This is a genomic window from Nocardiopsis potens DSM 45234 (genome assembly GCF_000341105.1).
Lineage (GTDB): Bacteria > Actinomycetota > Actinomycetes > Streptosporangiales > Streptosporangiaceae > Nocardiopsis_A > Nocardiopsis_A potens.
The window spans coordinates 1-23,510 of record NZ_ANBB01000016.1 but is presented as its reverse complement, the minus strand read 5'-3'; the positions used below and the strand labels follow the sequence as shown (position 1 = coordinate 23,510).

The window sequence follows — 23,510 nt, the reverse complement described above, 5'->3', positions numbered from 1 at the left end:
CTATGCCGTATTACTAACCGACCGTTCGTTCAGGCCGCAAGGGGGCGCGGCGCGGCCGCAGGCCCCCGCTCCGCCTTCGCGCGCGCCCGTGCCCGCCGCCGGGGCGCCCCCGCCGAGAGGACGTCGCCGTGACCGAAGCACCCCGCCAGGCGGCCGGATCCCGCCCGGCCGCGCCGCCCCGCCCCCGCGGGGGCTCCGCACCGCGCCGGCTCGGCCTGCCGCCGGAGCCCGCCGCGCTCGACCCGATGGAGCGGGCCTCCCGGGACATGCTGGAGGAGCACCAGCTGTCCCGGCTGCGCTGGACGCTCGGCCGCGCCTACGAGCACCAGGCGTTCTACCGGCGCAAGTGCGACGCCGCCGGGGTGCACCCGGACGACCTGGGATCGCTCTCCGACCTCTCCCGCTTCCCCTTCACCACCAAGCAGGACCTCCGGGACGCCTACCCGTTCGGCGCGCTCGCCGCCCCGATGGACCGGGTGCTGCGGCTGCACGCCTCCAGCGGCACCACGGGGCAGGCCACGGTGGCCGGGTACACCCGCGGCGACCTGGACGTCTGGGCCGACCTGGTGGCCAGGTGCATCCGCGCCTCCGGCGGCCGCCCCGGGCAGAAGGTGCACGTCGCCTACGGGTACGGGCTGTTCACCGGCGGCCTGGGCGCGCACTACGGGGCCGAGCGGCTGGGCTGCACGGTGATCCCGGTGTCCGGCGGGCAGACCGAGCGGCAGGTGCGGCTGATCGAGGACCTGCGCCCCGAGGTCATCATGGTCACCCCCTCCTACCTGCTGACCATCGCCGACGCGTTCCGCGCCCGGGGCCTGGACCCGCGCGCCTCGTCGCTGCGGACCGCGATCTGCGGCGCCGAGCCGTGGACCGAGGACATGCGCGCCGAGATCGAGGAGGTCTTCGACCTGGACGCGGTGGACATCTACGGCCTGTCCGAGGTGATGGGGCCGGGGGTGGCCAACGAGTGCGTGGAGACCAAGGACGGCCCGCACGTCTTCGAGGACCACTTCCTGCCGGAGACCGTGGACCCGGTGGACGGCACGCCGGTGCCCGACGGCGGCGAGGGCGAGCTGGTGTTCACCACGCTCACCAAGGAGGCGATGCCGGTGGTCCGGTACCGCACCCGCGACCTGTCCCGGCTGCTGCCCGGCACGGCGCGGCCGGCGTTCCGGCGGATGTCCCGGATCACCGGGCGCAGCGACGACATGATCGTGCTGCGCGGGGTGAACCTGTTCCCCACCCAGATCGAGGAGCAGGTGCTGCGGATCCCCGCGCTCTCCCCCCACTTCCAGCTGGTGCTGCGCCGCCCCGGGCGGCTGGACGAGATGACGGTGCGGGTGGAGTGCCGGCCCGGCACCGGCGGGGAGGAGCGGCGGCGCGCGGGCGCCGCGCTGGCCGAGGCGGTCCGCGAGCACACCGGGGTCGGTGCGGCCGTGGAGGTGCTGGACCCGGAGGCGCTGGAGCGGTCGGTCGGCAAGGTCCGCCGGATCAGCGACCAGCGGCCCCGGTGAGCGGGGGCTGTGGCGTTGGGCACGGTTGAGCCGGACGGCGCCGGTCGGGGCTCCGGGGCCGCGGCCGCGCGGGTAGATTCACCCTCTATGCCGCACTCGACCGCGCCCGAGCGCGCCCCCTCCGGCCGCTCCGCCCCCGCCCGGCGCCGCGCCGGGCGCCCCGGCCACGACGCCGAATCGGTGCTGCGCACCGCGGTGCGCGTGTTCAACGAGCGCGGCTACGACGGCACCAGCATGGAGGACCTGGCGCGCGCCCTGGGCGTGACCAAGTCGGCCATCTACCACCACTACTCCGGCAAGGCCGAGCTGCTCCGCCGCTCCCTGGACCGGGCGATGGACGCCCTGTTCGCGGTCACCCGGGAACCGGGCGCCACCGCCGGGCCGGCCATCGACCGGCTGGAGTACGTGCTGCGCGGCAGCGTCCGGGTGCTGGTCGCGGAGCTGCCGCACGTCACCCTGCTGCTCCGGGTGCGGGGCAACACCCAGGTGGAGCGCCGCGCGCTGAAGCGGCGCCGCGAGTTCGACCACTTCGTCGCCGACCTGGTCCGCGAGGGCGTGGCCGACGGCGCGATCCGCCCCGACGCCGACCCCGAGGTGGCGGCCCGGCTCATCTTCGGCATGGTCAACTCCCTGGTCGAGTGGTACCGCCCGGGCCGCGGCCTGGACGCCGACGCCCTCGCCGACCAGGTCGCCGCCACCGCCTTCACCGGCCTCCGCCGGCACTGACCCGGCAGGCCGCCCCGCGCCCACCTCGTCGAGCTCGACGTCATCGCGGACCACGACGGTGTTGAGCCCCGGCCTGTTGCTTTTGCCCGGCCACCGCCTTGCGGTCCCGCGCGGGACGCGTGTTCAGGGCCGGGAAAAAGCAACAGCCCTGGGCTCGACAAGGCGGGCGCGGGGCCGGGGACCTGGGGAGAGCGGCGGCCCTGGGCTCGACAAGGCAGGCGCGTCCCATGGGCATTCCGGGCGGGATGGGGCGGGGTGCGTGGCACGGCCTTGATCTCCGTGGCCGGAGCACTACCGTGAGCGGCACGGGCAGGGCTTTCCGGTTCGGATCGAGGGGGCGCCGTGGCGCTGGCGGGTCTGCTGTTGCGCGTCGTCGCGGTGGGCGCGGCGCTGGCCGCCGGGGGCGCTGCGTCCGCGCCGCCGGCCCAGGGCGGGCCGCCCGCGTCCGCCGCGCACGCGCAGGCCTCCGACGCGGTGGCGGCCGGGGGCGGACCCCCCGGCGGCCCCGCCGTGCTGGTCGGGGTCCCCGGGCTGCGCTGGGAGGAGGTCGGCCCCGGCACCATGCCGGTGCTGTGGGAGCTGGCCGGCGGGAGCGCGATCGGCAACATGTCGATCCGCACCGCCACCTCGCGCACCTGCCCGGTGGACGGGTGGCTGACCGTCTCGGCCGGGCAGCGGGCGTTCAGCCTGCGGCAGCAGTACTCCATCTGCGAGCTGCCGGTGCCGCCGGAGCGGTCGGACGGCGGCGCCGTGGTGCCCGACTTCGACGACCACGTCGAGGTGAACGCCGGCTCCCCGTACGGCGCCGAGGTCGGGCTGCTCGGCCGGTCGGTGCACGAGATGGGCGGCACCACCCTGGCCGTCGGCCCGGGGGCCGCGCTGGCCGCCGCCGACGAGGACGGCCGGGTGGACGACTACCTGTCCGGCACCGAGGCGCTGCGCCGCGAGGACATGGAGTCGGCCTGGCTCACCGTGGTCGCCGTGGACCCGCTGGCCGACCTCTACCTGAACCCGCCCGAGGACCCGGAGGCCACCCCGGACGAAAAGGAGTCCACCGCCAACAGCGAGGAGGAGCCCGAGCCGGAGCCCGGCCCGGTGCAGGAGCGGCAGCGGCGGGAGGCGCTGGCCGACGCCGACGCCGAGCTCGGCCGGGTCCTGGACGAGCTGCCGGAGGGTGCGACGCTGATGGTCGCCGGGGTGTCGGTGGAGGCCGGGGCGTCCCGGCTGAACGCGGCGCTGCTGCACGGCCCCGGCCCGGAGGCGGCCGGCTACGGCGGCGGCCACCTGCGCTCGGAGTCCACCCGGCGGGACGGCCTGGTCACCCTGACCGACGCCACCATGACCCTGGTCCGGTCGATGGGCACCGAGCCGACCCGGGCGATGGTGGGCCGGACCTGGTCCGCGGTGGAGCGCCCGGAGGGGACCGAGCGGTCCGTGGGCGACCTCACCGCCTTCGCCACCGCCGCCGACGTGGTGCAGGCGCTGATGGCGGGCTTCTTCAGCCTGCTGGTCGCGATCCAGCTGCTGATCTACGCGGCCGCGGCCTACGCGGTGCACCGGTACGGCGAGCGGAACCGCACCAAGCGGGCCCAGGTGCTGGCGGTGACCCGGCTGGTGGCGCTGGGCGGTGCGGCCGTGCCGGTCTCCAGCTACCTGGCCAACCTGGTGCCGTGGTGGTCCTCCTCGGTGCCGCAGGTCGCGCTGCCGGTGTGCGTGCTGGCCTGCGCCGCGCTGGTGGTGCTCGCGGCGGTGGCCGGGCCGTGGCGGCGCACCGTGCTGGGCCCGATGACGGTGGTCGCCGGGATCACCACGGCGGTGCTCTTCGTGGACATGTGCACCGGCTCCAACCTGCAGATGAACTCGCCGACCGGGTACACCCCGATCGTCGCGGGCCGGTTCTACGGGCTGGGCAACATCGCCTTCGCCACCTTCGCCACCGGCATGCTGATGCTGGTGGCGGGGGTCGCGCACTTCCTGATCGAGCGCGGGCGGCGGCGCGCGGCGGTGGCCGCGGCCGCGGCCATCGGGCTGGCCACCATGGTGGTGATCGGGACGCCCGGGCTGGGCACCGACTTCGGCGGGCTGATCGCGATCCTGCCGGGGCTGGCGGTGACGGTGCTGATGATCGCCGGCCGCCGGGTGACGGTCGGGCGGATGGCGCTGGTGTGCGCCGCGGGCGCGGTGCTGCTCGCCGCGGTGTCCTACTGGGACTATCTGGGCCCGCCCGCGGAGCGGAGCCACTTCGGGCTCTTCGCCGAGCAGGTGCTGCGCGGCGAGGCGGGCCCGGTGGTCGCGCGCAAGCTCGGCGCGATGCTGGGCACCCTGGGCAACTGGCAGCTGACCCTGCTCGCCGCGTGCGCCCTGCTGTTCCTGTTCGCGGTGCTGAACAAGCCGACCAACTGGCGGATGGGGGCGCTGCAGCGCACCTACGAGTACGCCCCGACGCTGCGCGCCGGGCTGACCGGTTCGCTGGTCACCGCGCTGGTCGGGTTCGCCGCGAACGACTCGGGGATCGCCATCCCGGCGCTGGCGCTGACCGTGGCGGTGCCGCTGACCCTCTCCGCCGCCGTCTGGGTGATGCAGCGCGAGGGCCCGCAGGCGGACGGGGCGGCCGAGCCGGAGGGCCCCGCCGGGCCGGACGGCGCCCGGGACGGGGTCCCGTCCGGCGGCGGGGAGACCGTGGGCCGCTGAGCCGGGCGGCGCCGGCCCGGCTCAGTCGGCGAACCCCTTGGGGAAGTCCACCGTGACCCGGTGCATCTCGCGGCGCTCGGTGTAGTCGGGGACGGCGTAGTGCTGCACCGCGCGGTTGTCCCAGAACGCGATGGTGCCCGGCTCCCACTTCAGCCGGACCTGGAACTCGGGGTGCCGGATCTGGTCGCAGAGCAGCGGCAGCAGCGCCTCGTTCTCCCACTCGGTGAGGCCCTTGAGCCGGGTGACCGAGCTGCGGTTGACGTAGAGCAGCCTCCGGCCGGTCTCGGGGTGGACCCGGACCACCGGGTGCTCGGTCGGCGGCCACTCGCGCTGCAGCCGCTCCAGGTCCAGCGGGTGGCCCTTGGCCTTGGCCTTGGTCACCCCGGGGGTGATGTCGTGCACGCCGACGAGGTTCTCGGCCAGCGCGCGGAGCTGCGGGGAGAGCGCCTCGTAGGCGGAGTAGGCGCTGGCCCACAGGGTGTCGCCGCCGACCGAAGGGAGCACCACGGCGCGCAGGATCGAGCCGAGCGGCGGGTTCGGCATGAAGGTGTTGTCGGCGTGCCAGTTGTCGCCGCCCTCGCCCTTGGGGCTGGTCTGGTTGAGCACGTGCACCGCGTCGGCCACCGGGTCGCCGGTGTCCTTGCGGATCTTCATCGGCGGGATGCTCAGCGTGCCGAAGCGCAGCGCGAAGCGGAGGTGCTCCTCGTCGGTGATGTGCTGGTCTCGGAAGAAGAGCACGCCGTGCTCGAGCAGCCCGGCGTAGATGGTGCCGACCTCCTCGGCGGAGAGCTCCTTGCGGAGGTCCGCACCGGTGACGTAGGCACCGACGCGCGCCGTGGCTCTGCTGAATTCGATGGCCATGCCGAGACGCCTCCTTGTCGAACAAGCACATGCTTGGTTTCTGAGGCTAGCATCCGGCGGCCCGCTCCCCCAGACCCGGCGCCGGCGCCGGCACCGTCCGTGCCCGACCCCGAACACACTCCCGCTTCGCCCATGTCACGAATAGGCCACGGCCGTGTGGTATCGTCCCTGTCGGATGCTTGTTTTAAGCTCCTTAGCAACGAGCGGGCGCCGACCATCACGAGCCAGCGCACACGCGTCGCCCCCGAAGGCCGCTCCCGGCCCGGCCGACCGCGACCCGGCTGCCCGCCCCGACGTCGAAGCATTCGCGCACGACGATGACCACGCAGGTGCCGGTAGGCAGTATCCCGGCATGAGGGGTAGCCACACGATGAGACAGCAGTTCCGCCACGACCAGCATGCGGCCGCAGGCCGGCCCGCTGTCTCCGCGTCCCTTCCCGGAGCTCCCGGAGCGAACATGCCCGCCCTGAGGATCACCAGCCGCGCCCACGACGACGGCCTCGTCCTGGTGCTCGACGGCGAGATCGACATGGCCACCGAGAAGCGGTTCCACCAGGCCGCGCGGGAGGCCGTCGAGTCCCGCCCGCACGGCCGGGTGGTGCTGGACTGCACCCGGCTCGACTTCATCGACTCCAGCGGGCTGCGGGTGCTGATCCAGGCGCACAAGCTCGCCAAGGAGCACTACGCCACCGTGCTGCTCGCCGCGCCCAACGAGCGCGTCGCGCAGATCCTGCACGTCACCGCGATCGACACCCGGATCCCGGTGCTGCCCGACGTGCCCTCCGCGCTCGCCGCGCCGCTGAGCATCGGCGGCTGACCGGCACCCGATGAGAAAGAACACCCGGCCGGATCCGGCCGGGTGTTCTTTCTCATCGCCCCGCGTCCGCGGCGCCGCACGGCGGCACCGCCCCGCGGCTCACACCACCGGCGCCGCCGAGTTCCACAGCAGCCACACGCCCAGCGCCAGCGCGCCCAGGTTCACCGCGCCGAACACCATCACCCAGGCGGTCCCGGAGACCCCGGTCAGCCGGTGCAGCTGGTCGGCGTCGGAGTGCGGCGAGGGCTGGCGGCGCCGCTGCGCCTGCAGCTCGAACACCGGCCGCACCCCGGCGACCAGCATGAACCAGGTGAAGAAGTAGGCGAACACCGCCTGCACCTCCTCCGGGGTGAACCAGGAGATCCCGAAGACCAGCGCGCCGGTGCCCACCACCGACAGCACCCCGTAGAAGTTCCGGATCAGCAGCAGCATCGCCGCCAGCAGGACGATGGAGATCCACAGCAGCGCGGTGATCCGGCCGTTCAGCAGGAACAGCACCCCGAACAGGCCCACCACCGAGGGGGCGATGTAGCCCGCGAACACGGTGAGGATCATCCCGATGCCGTCCGGCCGGCCGCGTGAGACGGTCACCCCGGAGGTGTCGGAGTGCAGCCGGATCGCGGTCAGCTGCCGCCCACTGGCCAGCGCGACCAGGGCGTGCCCGCCCTCGTGCGCGATGGTGACGACGTTGCGGGCCACCCGCCACGGGCCGCCGGTGGAGACCAGCGCCAGGGCGATGATCCCGGTCGCCAGGACCAGCCACCACTGCGGCGCGGACTGGGTCGAGAAGACCTCGTCCACGACCTGCTCGAACGATGTGCCCTCCATGGCGGCTTCCCGTCTCGATCGGCTCGGCGTTCCCAGGGCACGGGCAGGACCCGTGCCCCAGGAACACTAGGCGATCCGGGGCACCCTGCACGACGGGAGGCGGCCCTCCCCGCCCCGCGGAACCGCTGCTCGCCCCGGCCGCGCCGGGGCACCGGGGCCGGCGGGCGCCGGTACGGCGGCGGCCGCGGGCGGCCGCGGGGCCCGGACGAGGAGCCGGGCCCGCGGGGAGCCTCTCCCCCGGGCCCGGCACACCCCGTTCAGCCGCCGGTGATCTCCACCGAGCCGCTGGTGGTGGAGGCGTCGATCAGGCTCTCCGCGTCCTCGGCGGTGTCCACGCCGACCTCGGCGGAGCCGCTGGTGGTGTCGGTGCGCACGTCGTAGGTGCGGCCCTCGGGCACCCGCAGCTCCACCCCGCCGGAGACCGTCTCGGCGGTCAGCCGCTCGAACGGCCGCTCGGCCTCCACCTCGACCGAGCCGGAGGTGGTGCTCAGCCGGGCCGCGTCGAAGCCGCCCTCGACGCCGATGCCGCCGGAGACGCTCTCCGCCTCCAGCTCTGCGGTGTCGACGCCCTCCAGGTCCACCTCGCCCGAGGTGGTCGCGGCGCGCAGCGCGTCCCCGGTGGCACCGGAGACGTCGATCTCGCCGGAAGTGCTCCTCAGGTCCGCACTGCCGCTCAGGTCGCTCGCCTCGATCTCCCCGGAGGTGGTGTCGACCTGCACCGGCCCGGTGAGCCCGGCCAGTTCGACCTCTCCGCTCACCGTCTCCACGGTGACCTCGGTCCCGGCCGGCACGGTGATCTCGTACTCCACCGAGCAGGCGGCGCCGAACGCCCCCTCGCACTCGGCCACGGCCCGCACCACCCCGTCGCCGTCCTGGTCCAGCTCGGACTCGGCCTTGTTCAGCAGGGTGTTCCGCAGCTCGGACTCGATCCGGAGGCTCTCGCCGCCGCCCTCGGTGACCGTGACCGGGCCGCCGGTGCGGTTCTCCACCACCAGCCCCTCGGCCCCGTCGAACGACCGGGAGTCCCCTTCCGTGCCGACCGGGACGGCGCCCAGCGCGCCGGCCGCGCCGCCCAGCAGCGCCAGCAGCGCGACCACCGCGCCCACCCACAGCCAGCGGAACCGCCGCCTGCGCGGCTCCTTGCTCGACGAGGCGTACAGCCCTCGTGCCTGGAACGTCATCTCCGCTTCCTTCCCGGGGTTCGGATCGCTCCTCCCCTGCTGTCCCCGCGGCCCCGCCCGGGGCCGCGCCGGCCGGTGCCGGTCAGTCCTGTCCGCCGGTGCCGCGCAGGTACTCCAGCACGGCCCGCACCCGGCGGTGGTCGTGGTCGTCCTGGCCCAGGTCGAGCTTGGTGAAGATGGACCGGATGTGCTTCTCCACCGCCCGCTCGGTGATCACCAGGCGGGCCGCGATGCCCGCGTTGTTCAGCCCTTCGGCCATCACGCCCAGCACCTCCGACTCGCGCGGGCTGAGCCGGTCCAGCGCGCTGTCGGAGTTCCGGCTGAGCAGCTGGGAGACGACCTCGGGGTCGATCGCCGCGCCGCCGCCGGCCACCCGGCGCAGCACCGCCAGGAACTCGTCGATGTCGGCGACCCGATCCTTGAGCAGGTAGCCGACCTTGGCCGAGCCGCCGCCGAGCAGTTCGGCGGCGTACCTGCTGACCACGTGCTGGGAGAGGAGCAGCACCGCCACGTCCGGGTGCGCGCGGCGGATCCGGATCGCGGCGTCCATGCCCTCCTCGGAGTAGCCGGGCGGCATGCGGATGTCGACCAGGCACAGGTCGACGTCGCCGTGTTCCTCGACCGCCGCCAGCAGCCGCTCGGCGTCGCCGACCGCGGCGAGGATCTCGATGCCCTCGTCCTCCAGCAGCTTCACCATGCCGCTGCGCAGCAGCACCGAGTCCTCGGCGATGATGATCCGCATTCCTCATGCCTCCCAGGGGATGTCCGCGGTGAGGACGGTGCCCCCACCTTCGGGGCTGTGCACCCGCAGCTCGCCGTCGACCGCGTCGACCCGGTCCCACAGCCCGTACAGCCCGGAGCCGAGGGACGGGTCGGCGCCGCCCGCGCCGTCGTCGGTGACGGTGACCCGCAGCAGGTCCGCGCCGTCGCGCCCGGCTCCGCGCACCCGGGCCACCGCGACCTGGGCCCGCTCCGCGCCGGCGTGCTTGGCGATGTTGGTCAGCGCCTCGCTGGCCACGTAGTAGGCGACCCCCTCGGCGCGCGGCGACGGCCGCCCGCCCAGGTCCGCCTCGACCTTGACCGGGATCGGGGCGCGGCCCGCGGCGACCGGCAGCGCCGCCTCCAGCCCGTGGTCGGTGAGCACCCTGGGGTGCAGGCCGCGGGCGACGTCCCGCAGGTCGCCCATGACCTCCTTGGCCTCGCGCCGCGCCTCCTCCAGCAGCGCCCTGGCCTTCTCCGGGTTCCGGTCGAACTGGGCGTGCGCCCGGCTGAGCGTCATGGTGACGGCGAGCAGCCGCTGCTGGGCGCCGTCGTGCAGGTCGCGCTCGATCCGCCGGCGCTCGGCCTCGGCCGCGTCCACCATCCGGGAGCGGCTGTCCTGGACCTGGAGCAGCCGGCGGCGGACCCGGATCTCCGGCGCGTCGAAGAGCAGCCGGCGGGCCACCGCCACCTCCATCCCGACCAGCAGCGGCGACAGCCAGAGGCCGAGCAGCAGCCCCGCCGTGCCCGCGACCAGGCTGAGCAGCTGCTGCGGCAGGACCTCCAGCGGGGAGAGCCCGGTCGCGCCGACCAGGGTGGCGACGAAGAGGATGATGGAGCCCACCGCGCCGCCGACGCCGTAGAAGAGCATGCCCAGCGCGAACGCGCCGGCGAGCAGGCCCTGCACCCCGGCCAGGGAGGCGTAGAGCAGGGAGTGCCAGGACTCCGCCCCGAAGACCAGGGTGAGCGCCCGGCCGGGCAGCGTCCGGGGGGCGAGCGGGTCGGGCAGGGCGGACTCCCGGACGCCGTGCGTGTCGCCGAGCCTGCTCCGCTGGATCCTGCAGCACAGCCGGGCCGCGAGCAGCGCGCCGACCAGCATCACGGCGGAGAACAGGAGCTGCCAGGGCAGCGAGGCCGGATCGTAGCGGACCCCGATCACGTTCTGCACCAGCGGGACCGCCAGGGAGCTGGCGCTCACCACCAGCATGCCCGCGGGGAGGAGGTAGAGGAAGGAGAGCACGAACGAGGTCAGCACGCCGAGCAGGGCGACCGTCCGCTCACTCCAGCCGCGCCGGGCGAGGAGCACGGCGCACAGGGCGCGCCACCGGCTCCCGGCCCGGGCCGCAGCACCGCTCGCCATCCGCGCCCGCACCGCCTTCCGCCTCCTCGCCGACCGCAGGACCCGCTCCCCGTCTCTCGGTTCCAAAACTACGGTCCGCGGCGGCGCGGTTTCCATGGCGGCACCACGCCGCCGGGGGTAGTGCAGGCACCCCCTTTCCCCGCTCCCCGATGATCTTGACGCTGCGGCCCTATCAATGCGCGTTGATAGGGCCGCAGCGTCAAGATCATCGGAACAGGGGCGGGGCGTCCGGCGGATCGTCCAAGGAAAGCGGGGGTTCCCATCGCATCTGCTGGCCGATCCGCTATTCCCTCTCGCATCTGCGACCGGTAGATTTCCGGGCATGCCGACGTTCCGGATCAGTGAGGTGGCCGCGCTCGCCGGGGTGAGCCCCGATACCGCGCGGCGCTGGGTCGACTCCGGGCGGCTGCCCGCCGAGCGCGACGCCAACGGGCACCGCCTCGTCGAAGGCGCCGCCCTGGCCGCGTTCCTGCGCAGCGACCGCGACGACCCGGCCCGGCACCGCACCTCCGCCCGGAACCGGCTGGGCGGCCTGGTCACCGCGGTGCTCCGGGACGGGGTGATGGCCCAGGTGGAGATCCAGGCCGGCCCGCACCGGCTGGTCTCCCTGATGAGCAGGGAGGCCGCCGACGAGCTCGGGCTCGAACCGGGCTCCGCCGTCACCGCGGTGGTGAAGTCCACCAACGTCATCGTGGAGAGCGACACCGAAAGAGGGGTCCGGCATGACTGACGGCCGCCTGAGGGCGGGTACCGCCGCCGCGTCCGCCCTGCTCCTGGCCGCTCTGGCCGGATGCGGGGGCGCCCCCGGCGGCGACGGCGCGCGGGGCGGCTCACTGACCGTGTTCGCCGCGGCCTCGCTGACCGAGGTCTTCACCGGCCTCGGCGAGCGGTTCGAGGAGGAGACCGGCTCCACCGTGGAGTTCTCCTTCGCGGGCAGCTCCGACCTGGCCCGGCAGATCGCCGACGGCGCCCCGGCCGACGTGTTCGCCTCCGCCGACGCGCCCACCATGGACGAGGTCGCCGAGGGCGGGTTCGCCGACGGCGACCCGGAGGTCTTCGCCCGCAACGTGCTGCGGATCGCCGTGCCGCCGGGCAACCCGGCCGGCGTCGAGGACTTCGCCGACCTGGCCGGGGACGGGGTCACCGTCGCGGTGTGCGCGCCGGAGGTGCCGTGCGGCGCCGCGGCCGAGGAGCTGATGGAGGCCACCGGGGTGCGGATCGGCGCCGCCTCGCAGGAGGAGGACGTCAAGGCGGCGCTGACCAGGGTCCGGCTGGGCGAGGTCGACGCCGCCCTGGTCTACGAGACCGACGTGCGCTCCGCCGACGGCGACGTGGAGGGCATCGGGATCGAAGGGGCCGAGGAGGCCGCCAACGACTACCCGATCGTCCCGCTGGCCTCCTCCGGCGACCCCGGGCTCGCCCGGGAGTGGGTCGACTTCGTCCTCTCCGAGGAGGGCGCCGGGGCCCTGACCGACGCCGGGTTCCGCCCCGCCTCGGAGCCGTGATGGCCGCCGGCGCGCCGGGCCGCCGGACCGCCGCCGCGGTCCGGCGCGGCCGCACTCCGTGGGCGCTGCTGGTCCCCGCGCTGATCGGGCTGGCCTTCCTGGTGCTGCCGTTCGCCGGGCTGCTGATCCGCACCCCGTGGGGCGACCTGCTGCCGCTGCTCTCCTCCGCGGAGGTCCGCGGGGCGCTGTGGCTCTCGCTGGGCACCGCCACCGCCGCCACCGCCGTCTCGCTGCTCTTCGGGGTGCCGCTGGCCTGGCTGATCGCGCGCACCGAGTTCCCCGGCCGGCGGGCGGTGCGCGCCCTGGTCACCGTCCCGCTGGTGATCCCGCCGGTGGTGGGCGGGGTGGCGCTGCTGCTGGTGCTGGGCCGCAGCGGACTGCTCGGCCGGCACCTGTACGAGTGGACCGGGTTCTCCCTGCCGTTCACCACCGCCGCGGTCGTCGTCGCCCAGGTGTTCGTGGCCATGCCGTTCCTGGTGATCAGCGTGGAGGGGGCGCTGCGCGGCGCGGACCGCCGCTACGAGGAGGCCGCGGCGACCCTGGGCGCCTCGCGGTGGACCGCGTTCCGCCGGGTCACCCTGCCGATGGCGGCGCCCGGGGTGGTGGCCGGGGCGGTGCTCGCCTGGGCGCGGGCGCTCGGCGAGTTCGGCGCCACCATCACCTTCGCCGGGAACTTCCCCGGCACGACGCAGACCATGCCGCTCGCGGTGTACCTGGCCATGCAGGAGAGCCCGGAGCAGGCGGTGGTGCTCAGCCTCGTCCTGCTGCTGGTCTCGCTGGCGGTGCTCGTCGCGCTGCGCGACCGATGGGTGGGGACGCCATGAGCACCGAGGGGGGCGGCGCCCGCCGGGGCGCGCCGGAGGGGGCCTCCGGGGCGGAGGCCGCGGAGCCGGCGCTGGACGCCCGGATCGCCGTCGACCGGGGCCGGTTCCGGCTGGACGCCCGGATCACCGCCGGGCCCGGCGAGGTGGTGGCGCTGCTCGGGCCGAACGGCGCGGGCAAGTCCACCGCGCTGCGCGCCCTGGCCGGGCTGCAGCCGCTCTCCGCCGGGCGGGTGCTGCTGGAGGGGCGGGACATCACCGCCGACCCGGTGGAGCGCCGCCCGATCGGCGTGGTCTTCCAGGACTACCTGCTGTTCGGGCACATGAGCGCGCTGGAGAACGTGGCGTTCGGGCCGCGCTGCCGGGGCGCGGGCCGGGCCGAGGCGCGCGCGGCCGCCGCCGCGCTGCTGGCGGACATGGGGCTGGAGGCGTACGCGCACACCCGGCCGCGGCGGCTGTCCGGGGGGCAGGCCCAGCGGGTGGCGCTGGCCCGCGCGCTCGCGGTCCGCCCGCGGCTGCTCCTGCTGGACGAGCCACTGGCCGCCCTGGACGCGCACACCAGGGTGGAGGTGCGCGCCGGGCTCGGCCGCCGGCTGCACGACTTCGGCGGCGCCGCGGTGCTGGTCACGCACGACCCGCTGGAGGCGATGGTGCTCGCCGACCGGGTCACCGTGCTGGAGGGCGGGGGCGTGGTCCAGGAGGGCCCGCCGGCCGAGGTGGCCCGCTTCCCGCGCACCGACTACGTGGCCCGGCTGGTCGGGCTCAACCTCTACCGGGGGGTGCGGCACGGCACGTCGATCGAGGTGGATCCGGGTGAGGGGGGCGCTGCGGGCGGCGCCCGGATCGAGGCGGCCTCGCCGGGCGGCGGCCGGGTGTTCGCGGCGTTCCCGCCGCGCGCGGTCGCGCTCTACCGCGAGGAGCCGGTGGGCACCCCGCGCAACGTGTGGCGGCTGCGGGTGGAGGGCGTCGAGCGCTTCGGCGACCAGGTGCGGGTGCGGCTCGGCGGGGAGCTGCCGCTGAGCGCCGACATCACCCCGGCGGCGCTGGCCGAGCTGTCCCCGTCCCCCGGGGCCGAGGTGTGGGCGTCGGTGAAGGCCACCGAGGTGGAGTGCTACCCGGCCTGACCCGGCGCCGATCCCGGCGCCGTCGCCGCCTCGGCCGGCGTCGGGACGGCGGCGGCGCCGGGATCGACGCGTTCGGGAGATCCCGGACACGCCCCGCCCCGCTTCCCGGCGTGTCGCCCGAACCTTCCTAGGCTTGTCACCGTCCGTGGTCGAACGACCACCTTATGGAGGGATGATCCGTGTCTCTGCACCGTTTCCTTGCCACCGCCGCGGTCACCGCCGCCGCCGGCGCCGCTCTCGCGGCCACCGCCGGCCCCGCCTTCGCGAGCGACTCGGAGGTCCGCCACGACTCCGTCCAGCACCGGTCCGGCGGCTTCTGGGAGGACCTCTGGCGCTGGGTCGAGGAGAACGGGGTCGTCACGATCGACCGGGACGGCTTCGACGTCGACTCCGACCACGGCATCAACATCGAGCACGGCTACGACGAGCACGGCAACGAGTACACCTACACCAGCGAGGAGTAGCGCCCGCCGAACGCGCCCCGACCGCCGCCGGGCGGACGGGGCGGCGGTCCGCCCGAGCGGGCCGCCGCGCCGCGGCCCTGTCCCTGATCCCCGAGGGGGCCGCGGCGCCGCAGCGTCCGCAGGGACGCGGCGTCCGCCGGGGGCCGGGGCTCAGCCGGCCGCGTGCTCCTTCTCCGCGAGGGCCTTGAGCCGGAGCAGCGAGGCCTCGATGGAGCGGGCGTTGCGGGACGGGAACCCGAGCATCTGGTAGAGGAAGGCGACCGGGGCCGGCACCGTGGAGTAGTCGAAGGTCTCGGTGACCCTGGCGGTGCCGGCGTCCAGCGGCTCCACCTGCCAGCGCCAGCGGTGCGCGCCCGAGTGCCGCCAGGCGATCAGCCGCCCCTCCTCGAACTCCACCACCCGGTTGCCCATCCGGTACTCCACGCCCATCCGCATGCCCATGCCGAATTCGACGTCCGGGCCGAGGCGGTCCGGGCCGTCGGCGGCCTCCTGGACGGTGCCGGAGCCGTCGAACTCGGCGTGCCGGGCGGGCGAGGCGATGATGTCGAAGATCAGCGACGCCGGTGCGTCGACGACGGCGCTGCGCGCCACTCTGAGCTGTCCCATGCCGGAATCCTCTCAACCTCCCCGGGGCCCCGACGCCGCCCCCTCCCCCCGGGAATGACGCGGGAGGGGCGGGGGCGGGTCAGCCGCCGGAGGCCGAGTGGCGCTCGACCGCGGCCAGGGTGCGCTCGCCCACCGGGATGTGCAGCACCCAGAAGTTCCCCTTGCGCAGCGAGATCTGCTGGGTGACCGGCGCGTCCAGCCGGCCCAGCGCCTCCCGCATCAGGTGCGCGACGAGCTCGCCGTGCGTGCAGACCAGGGTGGGCAGCCCCTCGTCGAGCAGCCGGCCGAACTCCCGGCGCGCGGCCTCGGCGTCCACCGCGGAGGCGTCGCCGTGCACGCCCGCGGTGAGCGCGGGCAGGGTGCGCACCTCCGCACCCTGCTCCGCGGCGTAGGGCAGCACGGTCTCGGTGCAGCGCGCCGCGGCCGAGGTGAGCACCCGCATCAGGCCGTAGGCGCCCAGCACCCGGGCCAGCCCCCAGGCGTCGTCCCGGCCGCCCTCGTCCAGCGGGCGGAGCAGGTCGCTGCCGCTCCAGTCGCGCTTCTCCCCGGCCGAGGTGTGCCGGAGCAGCACCAGCGGGAAGGTCTCCAGCGGCCCGGAGAAGACGTTGTCCAGCACCTGCACGTCGTGGTCGTAGGTGAGCCGCTCCCTGGCCTCCGCCGGGGCGCACCACTCCACCGCGTCGATCTCGTCGTTGGGCTCGAACGAGGACTCCCCGGAGGGGCGGGCCACCCACCAGTCGACCAGCTTGGGCCAGCCGTCGCGCAGGTACCGCTGCGGGGGCAGGCGGCGGCCGAGGACCGGGCGCAGGCCGGCCTCCTCGGCGGTCTCGCGCACCGCCGCGTCCAGGACGTGCTCGCCGTTCTTCACCTTGCCCTTGGGCAGGGTCCAGTCCCGGCGGTCGGGGCGGTGCACCAGGGCCACCTCGCGGCCGCCGCCGGGGGCCTCGCGCCACAGCACCGCGCCGGCCGCCCGGATCGGCTCCATGTAGCCGCCGGGCGCGGTGTCCCGGGGCGGCCAGGCGCTGGTGATGGAGGCTTCGTCATAGGGGTACTCGTCAGCCATCGAACGCTCTCAGGTGCCGGTCGCCGCGGAGGGCGCTCTGCAGGTCGCGCAGGGGCGCCCCGTCCGCGTCGCGCGTGTGTCTGGTCCAGTCCCCGTCCGCGGCCAGGTGCCACGAGGAGGTCCGCTCGTCCATCGCCGCGTCGAGCAGCTCGACCAGGCGGCGGCGGTGCCCGGGGTCGGCGACCCGGATCAGCGCCTCCACCCGGCGGTCCAGGTTGCGCGGCATCAGGTCGGCGCTGCCCAGCCACACCTCGGGGTCGCCGCCGTTCTCGAAGGCGAACACCCGGGAGTGCTCCAGGAACCGGCCGAGGATGCTGCGCACCCGGATGCGCTCGGACACCCCGGGGAGACCGGGGCGGAGCACGCAGCTGCCGCGCACCCACAGGTCCACCGGGACGCCGGCCTGGGAGGCCCGGTACAGCGAGTCGATGACCTCCTCGTCGACCAGCGAGTTGACCTTGATCCGGATCCGCGCCGGGCGGCCCTCGGCGGCGGCCGCCACCTCCCGGTCGATCCGCGCGGTGAGCCCGGTGCGCAGGCCGTCCGGGGCGACCATCAGCCGCCGGTAGTGGACCTTGCGGGAGAACCCGGTGAGCCGGTTGAACAGGTCGCTGAGGTCCTCGCCGACCTCGGGGTCGGTGCTGAACAGCCCGAAGTCCTCGTAGATCCGGGCGGTGCTGGGGTTGTAGTTGCCGGTGCCGACGTGGCAGTAGCGGCGCAGCGCGCCGTCCTCGTCCCGCCGCACCACCAGCGCCAGTTTGCAGTGCGTCTTGAGGCCGACCACGCCGTAGACCACGTGCGCGCCGGCCTCCTCCAGCTTGCGCGCCCAGGCGATGTTGTTCTGCTCGTCGAACCTGGCCTTGATCTCGACCAGGACGACCACCTCCTTGCCGGCCCGGGCGGCCTCGATCAGCGACTGCACGATGGGCGAGTCGCCGCTGGTCCGGTAGAGGGTCTGCTTGACCGCCACCACGCTGGGGTCGGTGGCGGCCAGGGCGAGGAACCGCTCGATGGTGGTGGCGAACGACTCGTAGGGGTGGTGCACCAGCAGCTCGCCCCCGTCGATCGCACCGAACAGGTCGCCGCGGTCCAGGCCGGGCGGCTCCACCGGCACCATCGGGGAGAAGCTCAGCTCCGGCCGGTCCAGGTCGGCGATGAGGTCCAGGCCGGCCAGGTTGAGCGGGCCGGGGACCCGGTAGACCTCCTCGTCCTCGGCGCCCAGCTCGCTGCAGAGGATGTCCAGCACCTCCTGGGTGATGGTCTCCTCCACCTCCAGCCGGACCAGCGGGCCGAACCTCCGCCGGAGCAGCTCGTTCTCCAGCGACTGCACCAGGTCGTCGGTCTCGTCCTCGTCGACCTCCAGGTCGGCGTTGCGGGTGACCCGGAACGCGTGGTGCTCCAGCACGTCCATCCCGGCGAACAGCTGGGGCAGGTGGGCGGCGATGACGTCCTCGACCGGGACGAAGCCGTCCCCTTCCATCCGGATGAACCGGGGCAGCGCCGAGGGCACCTTGATCCGGGCGAAAGCGGTGCGGCCGGTGCGCGGGTCGCGGACGGTGACCGCGAGGTTGAGCGAGCGCCCGGAGATGTAGGGGAAGGGGTGCGCCGGGTCCACCGCGAAGGGGGTGAGCACGGGGTAGACGGCGCGGCGGAAGAACCGGTGCATCCGCTCCCGGTCGGCGTCGCCCAGCTCCTCCCAGCGCAGGATGCGGATGCCCGCGTCGGCCAGGGCGGGCGCGACCGCGTCGTGGAAGGTGCGCGCGTGCCGCTGCATGAGCTCCTGGCTGACCTTGGAGATCCGCTCCAGCAGCTCCTTGGGGTGGTGGCCGCTGGGGCTGGGCACGGCCAGCCCGGTGGCCAGCCGGCGCTTCAGCCCGGCGACCCGGACCATGAAGAACTCGTCCAGGTTGCTCGCGAAGATCGCCAGGAAGCGGACCCGCTCCAGGAGGGGCATGGCCGTGTCCTCGGCGAGTTCGAGGACCCGCTGGTTGAACCGGAGCCAGCCTTCCTCCCGGTCCAGGAACCGCCCTTCCGGCAGCGCCGCCGCCTCTTCCGCCATGACCACCGCTCTTCCGGGCATAACGCGTGTACAGCGCTCATTCTTGCTTATCGGACGGCCCGGGAGAATGAGGCGCGGCCCACCGATACCGGAACGGCGCGCGATGATCAGCCGGTGGTCACCGCGAAGACACCGCCCGGAAGCACGGCGAAGGTGGTCAGCAGCCCGTGCATGGCCAGCACCGACCAGGCGTTGCGGTGCCGCGACCACATGTAGCCGGAGAGGACCGCCCCCACCCCGAGCAGCGCGACCGCGTCGGCAAGGCCGTCCGGGCCGCCCGCCACCGGCCGGCCGACCAGCGAGAGCAGCGCGTAGAGCAGCGCGGTGAGCAGGATCGCCGGCCGGCGGCCGAGCAGCAGCTCCAGCCGGGTCTGCAGCAGCACCGCGAAGAACAGCACCTCGGCCGCGGTGATGCCGATGTAGCTCACCAGCAGCGCCGCGCCGACCGCGTGGTCGCCGGGGAGCCCGCCGGGCAGCACCACGTCGGGCGCCCAGGGGGCGGCGAAGGTGAGCGGGGCGAGCAGCGCCACCGGCAGCCCGGCCCACCGCCACGGCTCGTGCACCCGCAGGGCCAGGTCGGGCAGGTCGGGCCCGCTGGACCGGCGCATCAGCCCGGATCCGCCGGCGAACAGGAGCGGGAAGAGCAGCAGGAAGATGATCTTGGCGGTGTAGTAGGCCAGCGGCTCCGCGGCCGGGCCGATCGCTCCGAACAGCGGGGTGAGCACGGTGTAGGCGCCGGCGAAGGCGGCCGCGCAGCCGAGCAGCACGGCGGTCTCGGCCGCGACCGGGTGCCCGGCCGCCCGGGCGCGCACCCGCGCGAGCATCCCCGCCTCGGGGGCGCGCGGCGGCAGCAGGCGGATCAGCAGCACCCCGGCCGCGGAGCCCGCCCAGAAGAGCGCGGCGGCGCGCCCCTCGCCGGCGCCGCCCCCGAGCAGGTGGGCCAGGATGCAGGCGGCGAACACCGCGGCCGCCGTCCCCCCGATGATCCGGCCGACCCGGCTCTCCGCACCGGTCGCCGGCCCGCCGCCGCTGAGGTCGATCGATGCCACCTGGCCCCCGTGAGTCCCGGACGGGCGCCCGGCAGCACCCGAGCAGGAATTTTACCGGTTTCGCCCTGATACATGACGATAGCGGGGAAACCCCGGCCCGGGATCCGGGGGCGTCCCGGGGCGTCCGGGATCAGGAGAACGGGATCTGGTCGGCGTAGGTCGCCGGGAGCATGCCCGCGACCACCAGCCCGGTGTAGAGCAGCCCGTTGACCCAGATGTTGCGGTAGCGCAGCCAGACGTAGCCGAGCAGCAGGCCGAGCAGGCCGAAGGTGAGCACGGAGGCGCCCGCCCCCTCCACGAACCCGGTGTAGCTGAGCGGGTTGGCCGGGTTGAAGTGCCCGCTGACCGCGTGCGCCCCGGCGAACAGCAGCGCGGCCAGGACCACCGCGGGCACCCGCCCCATCAGCAGCTCCAGCCGGGTCTGCACCATGCCGCGGAAGAAGATCTCCTCGATCATGCAGACCGCCACCGCGACGGCCGCGCCGAACAGCGCCGCCCGGGGCCCGGCCACGGCGACCTCCCCGATGTCGAGCGAGGCCAGGGCGACGCAGACCACCACGGTGATCAGGCCCAGCCAGCGCCACGGCTCGCGGATCCGCATCGACAGCCCCGGCATCGCCGTGCTGTGCCCGCTGACCGTGAAACCGCCCCGGTCCACCAGGAGCACGGGGATCAGGAAGAGGAAGACGACCCGCGCCACCGGCAGCCCCATGCCCGGCGGGACGCCCCCGGCCACCAGCGTGAACAGCTGGTAGAGCCCGACGCCTGCGACGATGTAGCCGACCAGCGAGGCCAGCAGCACGACGAGCTCGCCCCCGATCGGGTGGCCCATCAGCGCGGTCTCGGTGCGCCGGTGCAGCTCGGCCTGGCCGGTCCGGCTGCCCAGGAACCAGGTCAGCAGCAGGCCGACGGCGACCGGGAGCCACACGCCCCAGAAGGCCCCGAGGCCGAGCCAGTGCATCTCCGCCGGCATCTCCGGGCGGCCGGCCAGGGCCGCGACGACCACGATCGCGGCGAGGACCGCCACGACGGCGGCCCCTCCCCACAGCACCCACCTGTACGCCACTGTCACTCGATTCTGTCCCGGTCGCCTCCTCAGTCTGACCGGAGAGGAACGGATTGCGACGTATCGACCACGGAATGTCGCGAGCCGGGCGAGCGCGCGGCTGGTCACGTTAGGGGCGGAGTCCTCCGGAAACGGCCGGTCCGGGCGGTCCTCGGGCGCCGCCCCGCGGGCGGTGCGGGCCGCTCCCGGCCCGGCCCGCGGGCGGGCGGCGGGGGCCGCCCGGGCTCAGACCTCCCCCGCGGCGGCCAGCGCGGTGACCGCCCCCAGTTCCCAGCAGGCCTCACGGACCTCACCGGTCACCGCGCCCACCGCCTCCACCGGCGGGCGGACCCGCGTCCACCCCATCCCCTTCGCGATCTGCTCGACGGCCCGCACCGCGCCCGCGGTGTCGCTGTTGCCGTGCACGTAGAGGCCGTAGGGCAGCCCCGCGGTGTCGTTCAGGCACGGGTAGTACACCGCGTCGAAGAAGACCTTCAGCGCCCCGGACATGTAGCCGATGTTCGCCGGGGTCCCCAGCACCACGGCGTCGGCGGCGAGCAGGTCGGAGGCGGTCGCGGCGAGCGCCGCCCGCGCGGTGACCTCGACCCCCTCGATCTCGTCGTCGGCCGCCCCGGCCCGCACGGCCTCGAAGAGCTCCTGGGTGGCGGGCGAGGGGGTGTGGTGGACGATCAGCAGGCGTGCCATGCCCCCAGGGTGGCACGGGCCGCGCCCCGCCCCGCAGCCCCGGGCCCTCCGGCCGCATACCCGCCCCTCACCGCCGGCTCACACCCGGCTCACATCGACCGGACAGGGTGCTGCCCGGACACGGCGGCCACGGGGACGGAGAGCAGCCGCATGGACGCGGGGAAGCAGCACGGCGACGGCGGCCCGGAGGGCCTCGGGAGCCCCGGCGGCGCCGGGGACCAGGCGAGAGGCCGGGCGGAGGGCACCGGGGAGGAGCCGGCCGCCCGCGCCCCCGGCTCGCACCGGAGGAACGGGCGGCGCCGGAGGCGCGGGCGCGGCCGGCGGCCCGCCGCGAGGCGCACCCGGCTGCGCCGGGCCCTGGCCTTCACCGGGAAGGCGGCCGCCGTCGCCGCCCTGCTCGGCGCCGGGGCGGCGGCCGCCGCCGGGGTGGTCGCCTACCGGCACACCCCCGACCCCGCCGACCTGGAGCCGCAGGCCGCCGCCGAGCTCAAGGGCACCAGCATCGACTACGCCGGCGGCGAGCAGGCCGTCACCTTCGGCGAGCTGCAGCGCATCCCGGTCGAGCGCGAGGAGATCCCGCGGACCGTGGTGGACGGGGTGCTCGCCGCCGAGCAGCGCACCTTCGCCACCGACCCCGGCGTCTCGGTCACCGGCCTGGCCCGCGCGGTGCTCTCCGGCGGCTCCTCCGGGGGCGGCTCCACCATCACCCAGCAGATGGCGCGGAACTACTACGACGTGCTCTCCCAGGAGCGCACCTACGCCCGCAAGCTCAAGGAGATCCTGATCTCGATCAAGGTCGGGCGGACCATGTCCCGCGACGACATCCTCACCACCTACCTGAACACCATCTACTTCGGCCGCAACGCCTACGGGGTGCAGGCCGCGGCCCAGGCATACTTCGGCAAGGACGTCTCCGAGCTGGACCGGGCCGAGGGCGCGTTCATCGGCGCCGTCATCCAGCAGCCCGGCAACTTCGAGCGGTACGGCTCCGACCCGGAGGCCGAGCGGCTGCTGGAGGAACGCTGGGCCTACGTGGTGGACGGCATGGTGGAGATGCACGAGGCCGACCCCGGCCAGGGCCTCTCCCGGGCCGAGGCGGACGCCCTGGACTTCCCCGAGGTGGCCGAGCGCGACCCCGAAGGGCGCTTCGAGGGGTACAGGGGCTACGTGAAGGCCGCGGTCGAGCGGGAGCTGCGGGAGCGCTACGGCCTCTCCGACGCCGAGATCGCCGGCGGCGGCTACCGGGTCGCCACCTCGCTGCGCGAGGACCTGATGGAGTCGGCCGAGCGGGCGGCCGGCGGGGCGCTGGACGGCGCCCCGGAGGGCGCCCGCGCCGGGCTGGTCGCGATGGACGCCCGCACCGGGGAGGTCCTCGCCTTCGCCGGCGGCGCGGACTTCCTGCGCGAGCCCGACCCGTCCCTGGTGGAGCGGGCCCAGGCCGGCACCGCGTTCAAGCCCTACGTGCTCGCCGCCGCCCTGGAGCAGGGCGGGGACCTGGACCGGCTGCTCGCCCCGGACGACGCGGCCGCCGGTGCGGCGGACGGAGGGGAGCCGGAGGCCGGCGGCGGGCTGCTCCGGCCGGACCGGGAGGCCGACGACGGCCTCCTGGCCGGCCTGGCCGGGGAGGCCGGACCCGCCGAGGTGGCCGGGCTGGCGGAGGCCGCCGGGATCGCCGGGGAGCAGTTCGACACCGCCGAGCTGGAGCCGAGCATCGCGGTCGGCACCTACCAGGTCACCGCGCTGGACCAGGCCCGCGGCTACGCCACCCTGGCCAACGGCGGGGTGCGGATGCCGGCGCACCTGATCACCCGGGTGACCGACCAGCACGGCGAGGCGCGCGAGCCGGTGGACGGCGCGGAGCCGGACTCCGGGACGGCCGCGGTGAGCGCCGGGGCCGCCGCCGGCACCGTGCACGCGCTGACCCTGGCCGACCTGCGCGAGCGGCCGGTCGGCCCGGACGACCCGACCGCCGGGCACACCGTCGCCGGCATGCCGGGGACCTACGCCGGCGGCCGCACCGCCGCCTGGTACGTCGGCGCCACCCCGCGCTACTCGGTCGCCTTCGTCCTGGCCCGCGCCGACGGCGGCCGGATCGCCCCGGACTCGGCCGCGGCCGCCGCCACCGCCGCGGACGCCTGGACCTCCTTCACCGGCGACCTCCTCCGGGGCGAGGAGCCCGCCCCGTTCCCGTCGGCCCCCGGCGCGGAGTGGCCCTTCGGCCCCTTCGGCGGCGCCCCCGCCCCACCGGCCCGCGAGGAGCCCGGCTCCGGAGCGTTCCCGCCGGACCCGTCCGCGACGGGCTGACCGGGGGCCGGGGTGCGCCCCTGCTCCG

At 75.2% G+C, this 23,510-nt stretch carries 21 protein-coding genes; 10 read left to right on the top strand and 11 right to left on the bottom strand.

What is annotated here, in order from left to right; translation table 11 throughout:
* Positions 1-128 precede the first annotated feature (128 nt).
* The 3 genes from D459_RS0106365 to D459_RS0106355 all read left to right on the top strand — a co-directional run bounded on the left by D459_RS0106365 (position 129) and on the right by D459_RS0106355 (position 4,931).
* Positions 129-1,514 (top strand): phenylacetate--CoA ligase family protein, encoded by a 1,386-nt coding sequence (locus tag D459_RS0106365; protein WP_017592163.1) that lies wholly within the window; start codon positions 129-131, stop codon positions 1,512-1,514.
* 87 nt (positions 1,515-1,601) lie between these two features.
* The gene (locus D459_RS0106360; protein ID WP_017592162.1) at positions 1,602-2,240 is read left to right on the top strand and encodes a TetR/AcrR family transcriptional regulator; all 639 of its coding nucleotides are present in this window, start codon (positions 1,602-1,604) and stop codon (positions 2,238-2,240) included.
* A 342-nt stretch (positions 2,241-2,582) separates the two neighbouring features.
* Positions 2,583-4,931 carry a hypothetical protein gene (locus D459_RS0106355; RefSeq protein WP_017592161.1) on the top strand — a complete coding sequence of 783 codons (2,349 nt, stop codon included), beginning with the start codon at positions 2,583-2,585 and terminating at the stop codon, positions 4,929-4,931.
* 21 nt (positions 4,932-4,952) lie between these two features.
* On the opposite strand, the gene D459_RS0106350 is transcribed toward D459_RS0106355, so the two are convergent.
* Positions 4,953-5,792: a TauD/TfdA dioxygenase family protein gene (locus tag D459_RS0106350; RefSeq protein ID WP_017592160.1), complete on the bottom strand. Its 840-nt coding sequence runs from the start codon at positions 5,790-5,792 to the stop codon at positions 4,953-4,955.
* Positions 5,793-6,249: 457 nt separating this feature from the next.
* On the opposite strand from D459_RS0106350, the gene D459_RS0106345 reads away from it, so the two are divergent.
* Complete coding sequence (locus D459_RS0106345) at positions 6,250-6,609, top strand: STAS domain-containing protein (RefSeq protein ID WP_017592159.1); 360 nt, start codon at positions 6,250-6,252, stop codon at positions 6,607-6,609.
* Between the two features lie 99 nt (positions 6,610-6,708).
* Here the strand turns inward: D459_RS0106345 and D459_RS0106340 are convergent, their stop codons facing one another.
* The 4 genes from D459_RS0106340 to D459_RS0106325 form a co-directional block, all read right to left on the bottom strand.
* Positions 6,709-7,437: a M50 family metallopeptidase gene (locus D459_RS0106340; RefSeq protein WP_017592158.1), complete on the bottom strand. Its 729-nt coding sequence runs from the start codon at positions 7,435-7,437 to the stop codon at positions 6,709-6,711.
* 257 nt (positions 7,438-7,694) lie between these two features.
* Entirely contained in the window at positions 7,695-8,618 is a 924-nt protein-coding gene (locus D459_RS0106335; protein WP_017592157.1) for a DUF4097 family beta strand repeat-containing protein, read from the bottom strand.
* 82 nt (positions 8,619-8,700) lie between these two features.
* Positions 8,701-9,360 (bottom strand): response regulator transcription factor, encoded by a 660-nt coding sequence (locus tag D459_RS0106330; RefSeq protein WP_017592156.1) that lies wholly within the window; start codon positions 9,358-9,360, stop codon positions 8,701-8,703.
* A 3-nt stretch (positions 9,361-9,363) separates the two neighbouring features.
* A complete protein-coding gene (locus D459_RS0106325; RefSeq protein ID WP_026120107.1) occupies positions 9,364-10,737 on the bottom strand; it encodes a sensor histidine kinase in 1,374 nt (457 codons plus the stop codon).
* Between the two features lie 322 nt (positions 10,738-11,059).
* On the opposite strand from D459_RS0106325, the gene D459_RS0106320 reads away from it, so the two are divergent.
* From D459_RS0106320 to D459_RS36105, 5 genes are all read left to right on the top strand, one after another.
* Entirely contained in the window at positions 11,060-11,467 is a 408-nt protein-coding gene (locus D459_RS0106320; protein WP_017592154.1) for a TOBE domain-containing protein, read from the top strand.
* A complete protein-coding gene (gene modA / locus D459_RS0106315) occupies positions 11,460-12,242 on the top strand; it encodes a molybdate ABC transporter substrate-binding protein (protein WP_017592153.1) in 783 nt (260 codons plus the stop codon). The genes D459_RS0106320 and modA overlap by 8 nt, the downstream gene beginning before the upstream one ends.
* Positions 12,242-13,066 (top strand): ABC transporter permease, encoded by an 825-nt coding sequence (locus tag D459_RS0106310; RefSeq protein ID WP_017592152.1) that lies wholly within the window; start codon positions 12,242-12,244, stop codon positions 13,064-13,066. The genes modA and D459_RS0106310 overlap by 1 nt, the downstream gene beginning before the upstream one ends.
* A complete protein-coding gene (locus D459_RS0106305) occupies positions 13,063-14,187 on the top strand; it encodes an ABC transporter ATP-binding protein (protein WP_017592151.1) in 1,125 nt (374 codons plus the stop codon). Before D459_RS0106310 ends, D459_RS0106305 begins: the two co-directional genes overlap by 4 nt.
* A gap of 179 nt (positions 14,188-14,366) precedes the next feature.
* Entirely contained in the window at positions 14,367-14,651 is a 285-nt protein-coding gene (locus D459_RS36105) for a hypothetical protein (protein WP_017592150.1), read from the top strand.
* 150 nt (positions 14,652-14,801) lie between these two features.
* On the opposite strand, the gene D459_RS0106295 is transcribed toward D459_RS36105, so the two are convergent.
* The 6 genes from D459_RS0106295 to D459_RS0106270 all read right to left on the bottom strand — a co-directional run bounded on the left by D459_RS0106295 (position 14,802) and on the right by D459_RS0106270 (position 21,178).
* Positions 14,802-15,257, bottom strand: coding sequence for an SRPBCC family protein (locus D459_RS0106295; RefSeq protein ID WP_026120105.1), 456 nt, complete (start codon positions 15,255-15,257; stop codon positions 14,802-14,804).
* A 79-nt stretch (positions 15,258-15,336) separates the two neighbouring features.
* On the bottom strand, positions 15,337-16,320 hold the full coding sequence (locus D459_RS0106290) for an NUDIX hydrolase (RefSeq protein ID WP_017592148.1): 984 nt from the start codon (positions 16,318-16,320) through the stop codon (positions 15,337-15,339).
* Positions 16,313-18,379 carry an RNA degradosome polyphosphate kinase gene (locus tag D459_RS0106285; protein WP_017592147.1) on the bottom strand — a complete coding sequence of 689 codons (2,067 nt, stop codon included), beginning with the start codon at positions 18,377-18,379 and terminating at the stop codon, positions 16,313-16,315. Before D459_RS0106285 ends, D459_RS0106290 begins: the two co-directional genes overlap by 8 nt.
* Before the next feature lie 107 nt (positions 18,380-18,486).
* Positions 18,487-19,428 (bottom strand): CPBP family glutamic-type intramembrane protease, encoded by a 942-nt coding sequence (locus D459_RS0106280; protein WP_017592146.1) that lies wholly within the window; start codon positions 19,426-19,428, stop codon positions 18,487-18,489.
* Between the two features lie 130 nt (positions 19,429-19,558).
* Positions 19,559-20,494, bottom strand: a complete 936-nt coding sequence (locus tag D459_RS0106275) for a CPBP family intramembrane glutamic endopeptidase (RefSeq protein ID WP_020380071.1) — start codon at positions 20,492-20,494, stop codon at positions 19,559-19,561.
* 225 nt (positions 20,495-20,719) lie between these two features.
* A complete protein-coding gene (locus tag D459_RS0106270; protein WP_017592144.1) occupies positions 20,720-21,178 on the bottom strand; it encodes a flavodoxin family protein in 459 nt (152 codons plus the stop codon).
* Between the two features lie 150 nt (positions 21,179-21,328).
* On the opposite strand from D459_RS0106270, the gene D459_RS37330 reads away from it, so the two are divergent.
* Positions 21,329-23,482, top strand: coding sequence for a transglycosylase domain-containing protein (locus D459_RS37330; RefSeq protein ID WP_017592143.1), 2,154 nt, complete (start codon positions 21,329-21,331; stop codon positions 23,480-23,482).
* Positions 23,483-23,510 lie beyond the last annotated feature (28 nt).